A 15,042-nucleotide genomic window follows, 5' to 3' on the forward strand; every position below is an offset into this window, starting at 1 on the left:
TTGTCCCCGAGCTTTAGCTCAAAACTTTCAGTATCAAACTAGGCTTTGGTACCTTTTGCAAGGAAATAGTAATCGCTGATTTTAGCATTGGAACTGCAGACATCAACAGGCCCTCATCGTCACCATGCAGAGTGAACAAAGTGTCACCCGCTTTCACTTCGTCACCAACTTTTGCGTGAAATTCTATCCCGGCTGTAGGCGCAATAATATCGGTCGTTTGCGCGCGACCAGCTTTGATTAAAATTCCGGCAACACCAATGCTTTCCGTATGGAAGCTTTGAACGAATCCTGATTTTTCAGCAATAACTTTCAGACTGAATTTAGGTTTTGGAACATTGCGAAGATCACCACCGTGAATTTTGCAGAGCTCTTCAAATTTCGCCATGGCTTTTCCGGAAGTTAAAGTCTCCAGAGCAATTTGATAAGACTCTTCTTTAGTTTTACCGATACCCGCAAGAAGCAACATGTGAGCGGAAAGGCGCAGACTCAACTCGCGCGTATCTTCGTAAAGATCATACCCGTGTGGACCAATGAATTTTTCATTTTTCATGATGGCAACACATTCATCAACTTCTAAAGAGTTGCCCGCATAACGACCCAAAGGCTGATCCATGTTCGTCAAAAGCGAAGTGACTTTTTTGCCGTAACCTTTTGCGATATTCATTAAGTTCGTTGCGAGTTCTTCTGCAAGAACAGGTGTTTTCATAAAGGCGCCAGAGCCGTATTTCACATCTAGAACCAATCCGTCTATACCTTCAGCCAATTTTTTTGACATGATGGAGGCGCAAATCAACGGCAGACTCTCAACTGTCGCAGTGACATCACGCAAAGCATAGATTTTTTTGTCAGCAGGGCAGATCTCTTTGGTTTGACCGATGAAACAAATATTGTTTTTACGAACAAGTTCAATAAATTCAGGCAACGGCTTTTGTGTATTGAAGCCAGGAATGGCTTCAAGCTTATCCAAGGTTCCACCAGTGTGACCCAGACCGCGACCCGAGATCATCGGAACAGGAGCGCCAGCTGCAGCCACGATCGGCCCCAAAATCAAGCTGGTCTTGTCTCCCACGCCGCCAGTGGAGTGCTTATCAACTTTAAACCCTTTAACGGAAGAGAAGTCGACAACTTCACCGGAGTGAAGCATCGCCTTGGTTAATCCCAAAGTTTCTTCTTTGGTCATACCTTTAAAAAAAATCGCCATCAAAAGAGCCGACATCTGATAATCTGGGATGGAGCCTCGAGCATAACCCAGAATAAATTCCTCGATTTCGTCTTGAGAGAGTTCGCCACCATTGCGTTTCTTTTTAATAATTTCAGCAGGAAGGAAAGACATTAGTAGCCTCCTTGAGATTGTTGACCTTGAACCAATGCGACACCAGAGCTTGTGCCCAATCGGGTCGCGCCGGCTTGAATAAGTGCAATAGCTTGTTCCGCATTTTTAACACCACCAGAAGCTTTCACTTCCAATTTGTCGCCAACGACAGATTTCATTAGTTTCACATCTTCCACAGTCGCGCCGCCACCTGCGAATCCCGTGCTGGTTTTAACAAACGCAGCTCCTGCTTCCAGAGCGGCTTTGCAGGCCAGAACTTTTTCTTCGTCGTTGATCAAGGATGTTTCGATAATCACTTTAACTTTCACGCCTGGTGCCGCTTGCACAACAGCCTTGATATCTTCACGAACATAATCCAGGCGACGATCTTTCAACGCACCGATTTGTACGACCATATCGATTTCGCCCGCGCCATTCCCAATTGCTGTGCGAGTTTCAAAAGCTTTGCTGGCGGAATCCATCGCACCTAACGGAAAGCCTACCACGCAGCAAACTTTCACATCAGAACCATGTAGTAATTCCGCGCATTGTTTGACGTAAGAAGTGTTTACGCAAACACTGAAGAAGCCATGCTCTCGAGCTTCCTTACAAAGTTTTTCGATTTGCGCGGACTGGGCTTCGGGTTTCAACAAAGTGTGATCGATATATTTATTCAGCTGCACTGTTGAGTTCAATGGGCACCTCATTCTGATTCAAAAGAAAAAGGTACCGCAGAATAAAGTTAAGGGCAATCGCGACTTTGAAAAGAGAAGAGCCCTTGGTTTTGCCAAGGGCTCTCAATGTTATGCATATTTGTGAGCTGAAATTTCTAGCCCGTTTTGGCTTTCGTACCGGGACCAGCTTGAATCGCGGTGTCGCCGCCACTGGACTGACCCAAGAATGTCTTAGCATCAGCAGCAGAAACTTTTCCTTTACGAACCAAGTCCTCGATATATTTTTCAAACAGGATCATACCTTGGCTTGAGCCCGTTTGCATCGCAGATGCGACCTGATGGATCTTACCTTCACGAATCAAATTCGAAATCGCTTTTGTATTACGCATGATTTCGTAAGCAGCGACACGGCCCTGACCGTCAGCGCGAGAGAATAGTGTTTGCGCCACAACTCCACGCAAAGATTCAGCAAGCATCGTTCTGATCTGTGCTTGTTGCCCTGCAGGGAATACGTCGATGATACGGTCAATAGTCTTCGCAGCACTGTTGGTATGTAGAGTACCAAACACGATGTGACCTGTTTCGGCAGCAGTTAATGCAAGACCGATCGTTTCCAAGTCACGCAACTCACCCACCAGCAAGATATCCGGGTCTTCACGGAGAGCGGCTTTCAGGGCGTTGGCGAAAGTTTTAGTGTGGCTACCCACTTCACGTTGATTTACCAATGATTTAATATTTGGATGCACGAACTCGATCGGGTCTTCAACCGTGATGATATGAGCTTCACGAGTTAGGTTGATTTGATGGATCATCGCCGCCAGAGTCGTAGATTTACCAGAGCCCGTCGGACCTGTAACCAAGATCAAACCGCGATCACAGTCGATCATATCAAGAACTGCAGGAGGAACTCCCAGCTCTTGAGCTGTTTTAATTTTCTCAGGGATAATACGCATCACGGCGCCAAGGCCTTTACGTTGCATAAACACATTGCAACGGAAGCGTCCAATTCCCGGCAGAGTATAGGCAAAATCCAGCTCCCATTTTTCAACAAAGGCTTTCTTTTGCTTTTCAGAAAGAATTTCGAAGATAAGTCCCTGAACATCCTGATTTGAAAGCTCACGATAGTTCAATGGAACCATGTTCCCATGCAGACGCAGATAAGGTGCGGCACCACTTGTAATGTGCAAGTCGGAAGCGCCTTGCTCAACCATGAGTTTAAACAGTTCATCAATCGTTGCCATTCTATTCTCCCTAAATGGTCTAATTCAGTGATCTTTTCGGTAAGTTGTGCTCTAATGTTTAAATATTAATTGCTCTCACGATTGTTTCTGGACTATTGAAGAGAGATTGTATTCTAGTGCGTCCCAGGAGGAACCCGTGTCAGCAGAAATTCTCATCAACGTCAGACCTCAAGAAACACGCGTAGCCTATGTTGAAGGCGGAATCCTTTCAGATTTGAAAATTGAACGCAAAACTTCACCGACATTGGTCGGGTCCATTCATCGCGGCACTGTGATCCGTGTACTTCCAGGAATGCAGGCAGCGTTTGTGGACATTGGTCTAGAGAAAGCAGCGTTCCTTTACGTAGGTGATATCCGCGAGGACGTTGACGATAACTTTCTTTCAAGCGTTGATCGTGAAGAACCCTTGGATGAGGGTGATGACGATAAACCCCATACTCACCAAGTGAAGACTCCGATCCAGGATTTACTGAAAGAAGGCCAAAGTATTTTGGTGCAAGTGGCGAAAGATCCACTTGGAACCAAAGGCGCTCGTTTAACAACGCATTTGTCTTTGCCAGGTCGTTTCGTAGTTTTCTTGCCAACGGTAAGACACTTGGGGATTTCTCGTCGTATCGAAGACGAAGCAGAACGCGACAGACTGCGCCAGCTGGTGCAAAAAATTAATCCTTCTGGGGGAGTAATTGTTCGTACTGCAGGAGATGGTGCCTCCGAAGAGATGTTGAAAGCCGACATTGAATACTTGGATCGCATGAGCAAAGAAATCTTCAAGCACTACGAGAAAAAGAAAACTCCGGGCGCTCTTCATACAGAGTTGGACGTAGAACTTCGCGCACTTCGTGATTTGATGAGTGAAGATGTAACCAGCGTATGGGTCGATGACGTCGAAGTTCAGAAAAAAGTTGTGAAGTTCGTCTCCCAATTCATGCCTAAGTACAAACAAAACATCGTACTTTATGAAGAAAGAAAACCACTGTTCGATTTGTACGACATCGACATCGAAATCTCTCGTTCGATGGAAAGAAAAATCTGGTTGAAGTCGGGTGGTTACATTGTCATCGACGAGGCGGAAGCTTTGGTTGTGATCGATGTGAACACGGGTAAATTCGTCGGCAAAAAAGACCTTGAGGACACGATTTTAAAAACAAACTTAGAGGCGGTTCGCGAAACAGCCCATCATCTGCGCATTCGTAACTGCGGCGGGATCATCATTATCGATTTCATTGATATGGAAAAAGAATCTCACCGCGAAAAGGTTATGGAGGCTTTGGCAGAGGAGTTGAGTAAAGACCGTGCGCGCACAAACATCGTCTCCATGTCCCAGTTGGGATTAGTTGAGATGACTCGTAAACGTATTCGTCCAAGCTTGATTAAAACTTTGTGTGAGCCATGTTCTTACTGCGATGGAAAAGGATATATCAAACGCAAATCCACGGTCGCGAATGAGATCTTCCGTGAGCTCGAGCGTGATGCTGACATGTTGACGAATAAAAAAACCAACGTCGTCATCCACTGCCACAGTGAAGTTGTCGACTGGATTTACGAGGTCGAAGGTGAAAGCTTAGAGGGTATCGAGAAAAAACTTGGCCGCTCTGTTGCCTTCAAAATCGAGCCAAACTATCACTTAGAACAATACGAGATATTTTTCGTCTAATATTGAAACACACCGACCGAAACAAGGTCGGTGTTTTTTCTAAAAACCCGTTCATTTTACTCTCTAAATATCCGACGAGAGTACTATGAAACACCTTGTGCTTTTGCTGACAATTTTACTTCTTCCACTCATATCTCTGGGTGAAGTCTGCAGCACAAGTTCCAATACTCCCTTTGATGTATTAAAAGACCTCTCCCAAAATTCCTGCGAACAAATTGTGAAATCAAAAGCATGCACAGACCTGTCTGCGCAGATCCGTGCAAACGGCGGAAATCCCGAAGACAAGATGCTTAAATGCTCGAGCCCTGCCGCGACCCCAGAATCCTTGGCATTTGAAACCTCCTGGAGTTACACCTCAGGTTGTGCCATTGGCGGCTGGAATTTCGTCAAAGACACATTTATCATGCCGGTGGTTGATGGTGTTGAAAGTTTGGGTAAGTTTGCTGACGATGTCGAGGCAGACCGTGCTGCGAATAAAGCTTGTGACGCTGATCCCATTGGTCGCAGCAGTCTATTCGATCAATTTAACCAAAACGTCCCAAAACTTTTGCGAGTACCAAAACCCTCTCCGCAAGCTTTGTCTAAAACAAACTGCGGAGCAATTAAGGCCAGTATCAAACTCCTGCAAGCACGAAAAGCTGATGAGCTTAGCTTAGATCTAAATCGCAAAGTTCTTTTAAATAAAGGCACCCTGACGGCGGATGAGCAGGAAATGGTGGAGTGGGGCAAAAGACGTTTGCCCGATTCCCAAGTGAGTTTATTAGAAGCCGCAAAAGCAAAAATCAAAGAAGTAGGCGTCAAGCTTGAGTGCTACAGCTCTCAAGAAGCCGCAGCCATGATTTGCGAGGCGATCGCCGAGGTCGGCACCCTTGCAGCGGGCCCTGTCGCTGTCGCCGCTAAAGCCGCACGAATGCGAAATATCGCAAATGTCGCGGGTATTCCATTGGATGCGGGGAAAGCCTCTTCCGCCTCTAGAATTGTTGCGACCGCCGCTGATCTAGAAAAAGTAGCCAAACTATCCAACGCAGAACGAATCGCGAGCGCTGAAAAATCTTTGGGTCGCGCCCTTAGCGAATCAGAAAAGAAAGCTCTCATTGATGCCCATGAGATCGCAGCGAACACGGGCCGCGGTTATGGCAGCTATTCCGCAACAGATCTCAAATACAAAGCTGATGTGCTGAAAGCGGCGGGCTTTAGTGAATCAGAGCGGGATCTATTAATGAGGCAAGGTCTTGCAGGATCACTGTCCAACGGGACATCGGCACGCACCTACTCGAACACTATGCGCTTGCAAGGTGAAAAACTTTTGAGCTCCGGTAAAACAAATGAAGCCAAACAAAGCTTCCGATCCGCGGCAGACTCCTTTGAAGTCGTCGCCAATGATGTAAAATATACAAAGTCAGACCGTGACTACTGGATGGGCGCAAAAATAAACGCGAACGCCGAAAGATACGACAAAGCAGCGGATTATTTTATCAAGAGCTACAGCAAAGAAACCGGTAATTCTAAGTCAGAAGCAATCTACGAAGCTTTGAAGCGTGAAAAGCAGGAACTTAGAGCTATTTCCACTCAGAACCCTGCGAGTGTTGCTGCACAATCCAATTATCAAACGCATCGCAAATTGATTGAAGCCGTAGTGAACAATCCTCAACTGCGATTGAGCGATGCGCTAAAGAGCGAACTTTTGAGACCCTAGTGTATAGATAAATGTCTGATTATAGACACTATTTAAGGAACGGCTGGATTCTTAAAAAAGCTGTCTTTTTTATTGCCAAGAGTCGGCACCACCGCTAATCTCTTCTTCTTCCTGGAAAGCTGAAAAAAATAGCATGTAATAGGTTGACAAAGCCTAGTGCGAGGTGGCATTTACCACTGGCTTAATTCGGGTAGCTGGAGGTTCTAATGTACGCGATTATTCGTACGGGCGGTAAGCAATATAAAGTACAAGCTGGTGATGTTGTTCAAGTTGATAAACTAGAACAAAAACTAGGCGCAGAGTTTGATATCAACGAAATCTTGATGGTTGGTGGTGAGTCCACTCATGTTGGTCAACCTCTTGTTAAAGGTGCAAAAGTAACTGTTGTTGTTACTAAGCAAGCTAAAACTAGAAAAGAAATCGTTTTCAAAAAGAAACGTCGTCAAGGTTACAGAAAATTTGCAACTCACAAACAAGAGTTCACTGAACTTTTCGTGAAAGCAATTTCTCTTGATGGTAAAACAACTAAAACAGATGCTACGCCAAATGTAGTAGACGTAACTGCGAAACGCACAGAAGCTGCTGAAGCTCGTGTTGCTGCTCGCAAAGACCGTGCTGCTAACAAAAACAAAGGCGAAGAAGTTGTAAAAAAAGCTGCTAAAAAAGCTGTAGCGAAAAAGAAAGTTGCTAAAAAAGCAGTTAAAAAGACTGCAAAAAAAGCAACCGCTAAGAAAAAAGTAGCTAAAAAGACTTCTAAAAAAGCGTAATCACCAAAGATTTTTAAGCGAGGTTAGTCATGGCAAGTAAGAAGGCCGGTGGTAGTACAAAGAATGGTCGTGATTCACAGAGTAAACGCTTAGGCGTTAAACGTTTCGGTGGCGAAAAAGTTCTTTCTGGAACAATTATCGTTCGTCAACGTGGTACAAAATTCCACGTTGGTAACAACGTAAAAATCGGTCGTGACCACACGATCTATTCTGTAATCGAAGGTCTTGTTAAATTTGAGCGTTTTGCAAAAGATCGCTTCAAAGTTAGTGTTTATCCTAAAGCTGTCTAGTTCCAACTAGATCCACAGCTTCGATAAGCACCAAGAGATTTTACAATACATAAAAAGGAGCCTCTCTGGGCTCCTTTTTTGTTGTATATCTCTCCTCAAAGTATTGGTGCTCTTATGAAATTCATTGATGAAGTTAGAATCACATTAGCCTCTGGCCGTGGCGGTCCGGGTTGCGTTAGTTTCCGTAGAGAATCGGGTGCTCCTCGTGGTGGACCAGATGGTGGAGACGGCGGCAAGGGCGGCGATGTTATTATCAAGACTTCGCGACATATCAATTCCCTTTTCGAAATCAGACAAAACAAAAGATACGCAGCTCAAAATGGTGAGATGGGTTTCGGCCGTCAAAAACATGGTGCTGATGGTGAAAACCTGGTTCTAGTTGTACCTCAAGGTACAATTCTTAGAAATCTAGAGGGCGAAATCGTTGTCGATATGACTGGCATCGATGAACACGTCCTTTTGCGTGGTGGCCGTGGTGGTAAAGGTAATGAGTTTTTCAAAACTTCTATCAACCAAGCTCCAACACATGCTCAACCAGGTGAAGAGAACGAAGAGTTGGAAGTTAAGCTTGAGCTTAAATTAATCGCTGACGTTGGTATCATCGGTTTCCCGAATGCGGGTAAGTCGACTTTGATCTCTCGTATCTCGGCAGCGAAACCAAAAATCGCAGACTATCCATTTACAACTTTAACGCCAAATTTGGGTGTGGTTAAAGCGGGTGATTACAGTTCATTCGTCGTAGCTGACATTCCTGGTTTGGTTAAAGGTGCACACGAAGGTGTGGGCCTTGGTATTCAATTCCTGAAACACGTTGAACGTACACGTGTATTCATTCACTTGGTGGATGCATCGGGCTTGTCAGGACGTGAGCCTCTTCAAGATTTTGAAGATCTTAACTATGAACTTAAAATGTATGATGAGAGTAACCAGGACAAAGAGGGTTTCTTCCCTCTGCAGACACGTCCTCAATTTGTCGTGCTCAACAAAATTGATACTCTCAGCACAGATCAACTTGAAAAACTAAAATTGAAATTCAAAAAAGCGACAGGCTCTGATCCTTTGGCCATTTCTGCAGTCACAGGGAAAAACATCAATGAACTTGTGACAGAGTTGGGTCGCCAGATTTTGAAGGATGAAGAATAATGAAAATTGGTATCTTTGGCGGTAGCTTTAATCCTCCTCACATGGGTCACATCAATGCCATTCAAACAGTGGCAAAGAAAATGGGCTTGAACAAAGTCCACGTGATTCCCGCAGCTCAAAACCCTCTAAAAACTCCAGTAGAAGGTCCTTCAGCGGAACAACGCCTTGAACTTACGAAATTGGCATTCGCTCAATATGGCGAAACTTATTTCGTTGATGACCAGGAACTAAAACGCGGTGGCATGAGCTACACGATCGACACCATCATGAATCTTCGCAAAACATACGAAGCATCTGATCTGTATTTGATCGTGGGAGCTGACAAGTTCGAAGAACTTAGCCAGTGGAAAGACTATTCTAAAATTCTAGCTGAAACGAACCTGGTTGTGACAACTCGCCCAGGTTACGACATGCCAGAGTCTTTGGATGAAATGCCTGGTTACTTGAAACCACTTGTAGCAGATTTCGATTTCAACTTTATCGAACTAACAACAGGCCGTAGCATCCAGTTCATCACTTTGCGTGATATCGAAATCTCTTCCAGCGAAGTTCGTAAATGGCTTCGTTCTGGTAAGCCCGTTGAGCAATACTTGCCACTGGCTGTTGAGACCTACATCAAAGAGAACAAGCTTTACAGAAACCTTGGCGACCGCATCGGTGACTACACTAAATTCACTGAATTTTGCGCTAATGTTTTGTTTGCAAATAAAGGTATCAACGTACTTGGTTACGATCTAAGAAAAATCACGGCTCCAAGCGAGTTTGCGTTGATCGCGTCTGGTACTTCCACTCGTCATGCGACAGCAATGGCAGAAAACATCGTGATCGCCGTTAAAGAAGAGTTCAACGTGCATCCACAATCCGTAGAGGGTGTTGATGAAGGTCGTTGGGTTTTGGTTGATTATGGTACTTTGATCATTCACGTATTCTATGATTTCGTACGTCTTGAGTACGGTCTTGAGAACTTGTGGAGACAGGGCACAGTCTTGCCTCTTAAAGATCCATACGTTGGGAAACAACAGTAATGAAATTCATTTTGTACAACCTCGCAACCGCCAAAGAGGCGTGGGCTGATGAAGTCAGCGGGTTGTATAAAAAGAAGATCTCCTTTTTCATTCCCTTTGATATTCAAAGTCTGAAAGCCAAAAAGTCTGCCCGTGAAGATGCAGACTTTAAGCGCAACGAAGAATCCGAACTTATTCTGAAAAACATCAACTCCGACGACTACGTTATTCTTTTTGACGAGCGTGGATCGGTTCTGGATTCAATTCAGTTCTCTAAAAAAATCGAAAATATTTTGGGAAGCTCTAAAAAACGCGCGATCTTTATTATCGGCGGGGCTTTTGGCGTAAACGAAGAAGTTCGTAAGCGCGCAGATTTAAAAGTGGCGCTTTCTCCAATGGTGATGAATCATTTAATGGCCCAGGCAATGAGCTTGGAACAAATTTATCGCGCCTTTACAATCATCAAAAAGATTCCGTACCACAATATTTAAAGTCCCAGGATTTTAAGTCCTGTGCGTGAAACGAAAAAAGGCTCCGCGAGGGAGCCTTTTTTTAGAGCCAAGGTGGCTGGTTGCCGAGTTCTTTTTCTGGATCGCGGCCTAATTCTAAAATTCGATTCCATTCTTCAGGAAGAAAGACTTCTTGTTCGTGTTGGGCCATTTCTTCATCAACCTTTGGGGGTTGAATGCAGGCACTGTCCGGATCAAAGGAGTCTTTCGAGCAGATCGCGTAGTTCACTGCCGTTTTGTTTCCACCAATCGCCTCGTTCCATTGGGCCAGCGTAAGTGGTGCACGGGGGTTAATCGCCGGATCAAGTACGTAAGCTGTGTTGCCAACGCGAAGGATAACAGCAACGTGGTACCACCACTCCACCCAACCATTGGGAGAGTTGTTTGTAGCCGCGTGAAGCTCTCCGAAGGCGAATACTTTTTTGGGAACCACTGAATGATTTGCGATCAGATGTTCTGCAGCAAGTTCTGCACGGGCATAGCATCCGTCATCGGGAAAAAGCCAAGTCAGACGGCGAGGGACGTATCCTGCTTTAACGAAATAAGAATCACGAATGAAGTGAAAGTGAGAAACCAGCTCTTCATAGTTAGCAAGAGCAGGAATTTCGTTCAGATTCAATTTAGACATTGGCTTTGCCAAGGACTCGGGGCCTGAGCCAGAAAACTCACTATCAAGTTCAGAAAATAAAACATTTCCGCGACTGCGAGCTTTTGCGTCCTGGAATGATTCATCAGCCTGACGGCGAGCGGACAAACCCGCAAAGGCATTCGGTGCAAGTAGAACTAAAGCTGTAACCAATCCAATGATCAATTTCATGAAAATCCCCACCCATTTTGGGTTCTAAGACGCCCTTAGGATCTTGTCAAATGAAAGGCATGAGCTGGTTTCGGAATTGCTCCAAGAGTCTGACATGCGCTCCATAATCGAATTATTTCATCGTTACATTCATCCCTGTCTGCACTGCGGATCTTTACTGAAAAGTGAAGGTTTGTTGTGTGAACATTGCCGCCAGAGGTTAAACGGTTACCTTTCCCCCAGTTTGGAAATGAGGCCCCTTGCGATATTCGAGGCCTTGGCGCTGTTTCGTTGGAATCCGGGAACCAGTGATCTTTTGTCCGTACAAATCACTGGCCTTAAAGGATGCCATCAGCGCCGTGATTGGAGCTATTGGGCCACGCGCTTTGCCACCAGAAGAATGTTACAGGGCCTTCCAGATCGAAAAATCATCATCGTGCCTGCTCCCTCGAAAAATCATGGAAAGGACCACGCTTATCAGTGGGCGGAAGCCCTAGCGAATGCTGTCGGGGGAGAGGTGCACTGCTGCTTAAGAAAGGTATCTAATCGTCATCAACGGGGAGCCAACCGGGAAAAGCGTGTAGAGGTCGTCCTGGAGCTCGATGAAAATTCTTCAGTGGTGTCTGAATTTTGGTCAGAGGCGCTGTGGGTCTTTGCCGACGATATCGTTACCACGGGCTCCACAGCGCTTGCCGCGTTCGAGGCCTTGGGAAGTCCCCCTCATTTTGAAACTTGGGCCCTGGCTCATAGGACGCTTACTTGCGGAGACTGACCCCTTCTGCTATAACGCCCGAATGTTTAAACAAATCAGTGCCTTAATTTTATCTCTTGGACTTTCAGTCAATGCATTCGCAGCCGATAAAACCAACGCCACTCTTAAAAAAGTTTCCGTAAAGTATCGTGCCGCTAAGGTTGTGGAAATGTCTGTTGAAAAAACAGTGAAGTCCGAACTTACTGGCAAGATCAGCAAGTTCACTGGGACTCTTGCGATATCAAACAGCAAATTTCGTCTGGAAACTAAAACTCCGGATGAAGCACTTGTCGTGTATGACGGGGTGACTCTTTGGAACGTGCAATATCCGCCCAAAGAGTTTGGTGGAGATCCGCAGATTGCTCGCGGTAAGCCAGATAAGAAAACTCGTGGACAACTGATCGCAGCGACATTGATTGGTGGCGATATTCAAAAGACCTTCAAAGTTGTGGATGAGAAAAAAGACAAAGATATTTCATCAACACTTTTCATCGCTCCTAAAGATGATCTTCCTGTTAAGAATTTGCAGATGATCATCGACCTGAAAAAGTTAGAGATCACAGAAATTTCATACACAGATGATTTAGAAAATCTTGTGACGATGAAATTCACAGACATCAAACTAAAAGACAGCATTAAAAAGAATTTATTTAAGTACGAACCACCTAAAGGTAAACCGGTAACAAACCTATGAAGCAAGAAACAGTTGAAAATAAAAAAGTACACTTTATCAGCTTGGGTTGCCCTAAGAATCTCGTAGATTCCGAGATCATGGCGGGAACTCTAATGAAAGATGGCTTCCAAGTCGTGGGCGAAGCGGAAGACGCTGACACTGTTATCGTAAACACTTGCGGTTTCATCGAAGATTCCAAAAAAGAATCCATCCAGCGTATTTTGGATATGAGCGATCTTAAGCAACAAGGCAAAGTTAAAAAAGTCGTTGTCGCGGGTTGCTTAACTCAGCGCTATAAGGACGACCTTGTTGAAGGTTTGCCTGAGGCCGATTTGTTCGTGGGCTCTGGTGAGTTCCAAAACATCTCTAAAATCTTGAAAAATTCTGAGGCTGGCGAAAAGCAAAAAACTTTCTTCAATCTTCCAACATACCTTCAGGAAGAAGCAACTCCGCGTGTGAACTCTCAACCGGGTCACCGTGCGTACTTGAAAATCTCGGAAGGTTGCATGAAGCGTTGTGCATTCTGCGCGATCCCTTTGATCCGCGGTAACCTTCAATCTCGTTCTATCGACGCGATCGTGGCGGAAGCTCAGCTTTTGGTTGCAGGTGGTGTTAAAGAACTTATCATCATCAGCCATGACTTCACAGACTATGGTTTTGATATCCGCCGTAAAGATCCAACTCGCAAAGAAAGCCCAGTGGAGCTTTTGAAAGCATTGGATAAAGTTGAAGGCTTGCAGTGGATCCGTTTGATGTACTTGTACCCAGATGGCATCACTCAGGAAATGGTTCAAGTTATCAAGAACAGCACTAAGATCGTTCGTTATTTCGATATGCCACTTCAGCACGTGAACGATGCGGTTCTTAAATCAATGAACCGTAAAATGACTCGCGATGAAATTGAAACGGCATTGATGAACATCCGCGAACACTTGCCAGAGGCTGTGATCCGTACACAATTCATCGTGGGTTTCCCAGGTGAAACGGAAGAACAATTCGAAGAGTTGTTGCAGTTCGTAGCTGAACAGCAGTTCGACCGAGTGGGTTGCTTCAAGTACTCTCCTGAAGAAAACACACCTGGTGGTCGTATGGATAACCAAATCGATGACGAAACTAAAGACTACCGTCATGACGCTTTGATGGAAGTTCAACAAAACATCTCTCGTAACAAGCACCGTGATTTCGTGGGTAAAACTATCGACGTGATTGTGGAAGGTTTCTCTGAAGAGACTGATTTGCTTTTGCAAGGTCGTTTCTGGGGTCAAGCTCCCGATATCGATGGCGTTGTTTTGATTAACGACGGTGAAGCCAAAGTCGGTGATATGGTGAAGGTTCATGTGACGGATTCTATGGAATACGATCTTATTGGTGAAATCATCACTGAGAACTAAAACCTGCAGTTAGAACGAAAAAAGGCTCCCGCAAGGAGCCTTTTTTATTTTCAAGTAATGATGTCACTAGAAAGTGCAATTCTCCGAAGCGCTTTCATATTTCCCAATCCACTCAGAAACGCGGGAGTTTCTTAAAACCGTCGTAGCCTTTCTAAAGGCAACGGCGTTCTTTCTATCGTACTTGCAGGCATTCTTGTAAGCGATCAGCGCAACCTCGTATTTTTTCATATCAAACGATGTCGTCGCTAAACCCAGCCAGGAGCGCGCCGATTTGGGGTCGGCCTCTGAACCTGCCTTAAAGTATTTCATCGCTTCTATAGAGCTTTTATCTTCTTCCAGAAGGTGTCCGTAGGTGTACTGCGCGAATTCGGACTTGGGAAAGCTGTCGGCGGCCTTCTTTAAAGCTGCTTTTGCTTTGTCATCATCGCCCATGCCCTTCATGCTAAGCCCCAAGTTGACGTGAGCATCAGCGATTTTCGAATCTTTCTGAATGGCTTCACGACACGAAGTAACACCGGCTTCATAAGTCGCATCGTTCGTATTGATTTCGCAAAGCTTTGCCAGGTACTCCGCTTTTTTACCCATGTTATCGATCATATCCTGCGCAAGAATGCGCATTTCATAATAGTTGGGCGGTTGACGGGTTTCATACATTTTCATCAGAGCATTATAGGGCGGCTCGTACTTGGGATTTGCCTCGATAGCGAGCTTGTAATTTTCCAAGGCCTCTTTCGGTTTCTTTTGCAGGACATAGGCATTTCCCAGCAGTGAATAAGCCTCGAAGTCCTTGTCGTTTTTGCTGATCAAATTGTTCAAGGCACGAATCATATCGCCCGTTTCCTGGCGGGCTTCGTGCGCACGAGCTAAAAGCAGAATCGCTTGACGATCGAGTTTATCAATCTGCTTCCACAAAAGCAGGGTGACCTTTTCGTAGTCTTTTTGCGCGTAGAATTCCTGCGCCAACTGCACAACGAGCTTCGTGTTTTTGGGATCTTTCTTAATTTCTGCTTTCAAAGCTTCGACTTTGTCCTGACCAGAGGTCGGGGTGACCGTTCCGGCAATGGTCGATAATGAGACAAAAGGCAAGATGATTACTACGAGCAAGTGTTTGAAATTCAGTCTGCTTTTCATATGTTGTATT

The 15,042-nt window shown here is 45.1% G+C and carries 15 protein-coding genes; 10 read left to right on the forward strand and 5 right to left on the reverse strand.

Annotated features, from left to right (window positions below; translation table 11 throughout):
• Positions 1–13: 13 nt before the first annotated feature.
• From ACLSU7_RS12210 to ACLSU7_RS12220, 3 genes are all read right to left on the reverse strand, one after another.
• Entirely contained in the window at positions 14–1,333 is a 1,320-nt protein-coding gene (locus tag ACLSU7_RS12210) for a thymidine phosphorylase (protein ID WP_413292161.1), read from the reverse strand.
• Positions 1,333–1,995, reverse strand: coding sequence for a deoxyribose-phosphate aldolase (gene deoC / locus ACLSU7_RS12215; protein ID WP_413295411.1), 663 nt, complete (start codon positions 1,993–1,995; stop codon positions 1,333–1,335). Before deoC ends, ACLSU7_RS12210 begins: the two co-directional genes overlap by 1 nt.
• Positions 1,996–2,141: 146 nt before the next feature.
• On the reverse strand, positions 2,142–3,227 hold the full coding sequence (locus ACLSU7_RS12220) for a type IV pilus twitching motility protein PilT (protein ID WP_142701978.1): 1,086 nt from the start codon (positions 3,225–3,227) through the stop codon (positions 2,142–2,144).
• Positions 3,228–3,363: 136 nt separating this feature from the next.
• Between ACLSU7_RS12220 and ACLSU7_RS12225 the strand changes: the two genes are divergently transcribed.
• From ACLSU7_RS12225 to ACLSU7_RS12255, 7 genes are all read left to right on the forward strand, one after another.
• Positions 3,364–4,881 carry an Rne/Rng family ribonuclease gene (locus tag ACLSU7_RS12225; protein ID WP_413292162.1) on the forward strand — a complete coding sequence of 506 codons (1,518 nt, stop codon included), beginning with the start codon at positions 3,364–3,366 and terminating at the stop codon, positions 4,879–4,881.
• A gap of 85 nt (positions 4,882–4,966) precedes the next feature.
• Entirely contained in the window at positions 4,967–6,577 is a 1,611-nt protein-coding gene (locus ACLSU7_RS12230) for a hypothetical protein (RefSeq protein ID WP_413292163.1), read from the forward strand.
• Positions 6,578–6,783: 206 nt separating this feature from the next.
• A complete protein-coding gene (rplU, locus tag ACLSU7_RS12235) occupies positions 6,784–7,344 on the forward strand; it encodes a 50S ribosomal protein L21 (RefSeq protein ID WP_413292164.1) in 561 nt (186 codons plus the stop codon).
• Between the two features lie 29 nt (positions 7,345–7,373).
• A complete protein-coding gene (gene rpmA / locus ACLSU7_RS12240) occupies positions 7,374–7,634 on the forward strand; it encodes a 50S ribosomal protein L27 (RefSeq protein WP_088615960.1) in 261 nt (86 codons plus the stop codon).
• A 114-nt stretch (positions 7,635–7,748) separates the two neighbouring features.
• The gene (obgE, locus tag ACLSU7_RS12245; protein WP_413292165.1) at positions 7,749–8,777 is read left to right on the forward strand and encodes a GTPase ObgE; all 1,029 of its coding nucleotides are present in this window, start codon (positions 7,749–7,751) and stop codon (positions 8,775–8,777) included.
• On the forward strand, positions 8,777–9,802 hold the full coding sequence (gene nadD, locus ACLSU7_RS12250) for a nicotinate (nicotinamide) nucleotide adenylyltransferase (RefSeq protein ID WP_413292166.1): 1,026 nt from the start codon (positions 8,777–8,779) through the stop codon (positions 9,800–9,802). Before obgE ends, nadD begins: the two co-directional genes overlap by 1 nt.
• Positions 9,802–10,272: a 23S rRNA (pseudouridine(1915)-N(3))-methyltransferase RlmH gene (locus ACLSU7_RS12255; protein WP_413292167.1), complete on the forward strand. Its 471-nt coding sequence runs from the start codon at positions 9,802–9,804 to the stop codon at positions 10,270–10,272. The genes nadD and ACLSU7_RS12255 overlap by 1 nt, the downstream gene beginning before the upstream one ends.
• A 61-nt stretch (positions 10,273–10,333) precedes the next feature.
• Here ACLSU7_RS12255 and ACLSU7_RS12260 read toward each other — a convergent pair whose 3' ends face one another.
• Positions 10,334–11,107 (reverse strand): protein-glutamine glutaminase family protein, encoded by a 774-nt coding sequence (locus ACLSU7_RS12260; protein ID WP_413292168.1) that lies wholly within the window; start codon positions 11,105–11,107, stop codon positions 10,334–10,336.
• A 256-nt stretch (positions 11,108–11,363) separates the two neighbouring features.
• On the opposite strand from ACLSU7_RS12260, the gene ACLSU7_RS12265 reads away from it, so the two are divergent.
• From ACLSU7_RS12265 to rimO, 3 genes are read left to right on the forward strand one after another with little or no spacing between them, the layout of a single operon-like run.
• The gene (locus tag ACLSU7_RS12265; RefSeq protein WP_413292169.1) at positions 11,364–11,858 is read left to right on the forward strand and encodes a hypothetical protein; all 495 of its coding nucleotides are present in this window, start codon (positions 11,364–11,366) and stop codon (positions 11,856–11,858) included.
• A gap of 22 nt (positions 11,859–11,880) precedes the next feature.
• Entirely contained in the window at positions 11,881–12,531 is a 651-nt protein-coding gene (locus tag ACLSU7_RS12270; RefSeq protein WP_413292171.1) for a LolA family protein, read from the forward strand.
• Positions 12,528–13,901, forward strand: a complete 1,374-nt coding sequence (rimO, locus tag ACLSU7_RS12275) for a 30S ribosomal protein S12 methylthiotransferase RimO (RefSeq protein WP_413292172.1) — start codon at positions 12,528–12,530, stop codon at positions 13,899–13,901. The genes ACLSU7_RS12270 and rimO overlap by 4 nt, the downstream gene beginning before the upstream one ends.
• Positions 13,902–13,967: 66 nt before the next feature.
• On the opposite strand, the gene ACLSU7_RS12280 is transcribed toward rimO, so the two are convergent.
• Positions 13,968–15,032: a tetratricopeptide repeat protein gene (locus ACLSU7_RS12280; protein ID WP_413292173.1), complete on the reverse strand. Its 1,065-nt coding sequence runs from the start codon at positions 15,030–15,032 to the stop codon at positions 13,968–13,970.
• Between the last annotated feature and the right edge of the window lie 10 nt (positions 15,033–15,042).

Origin of the sequence: Bdellovibrio sp. HCB185ZH (assembly GCF_047302455.1) — a bacterium.
In the GTDB taxonomy this organism is placed as follows: Bacteria; Bdellovibrionota; Bdellovibrionia; order Bdellovibrionales; family Bdellovibrionaceae; genus Bdellovibrio.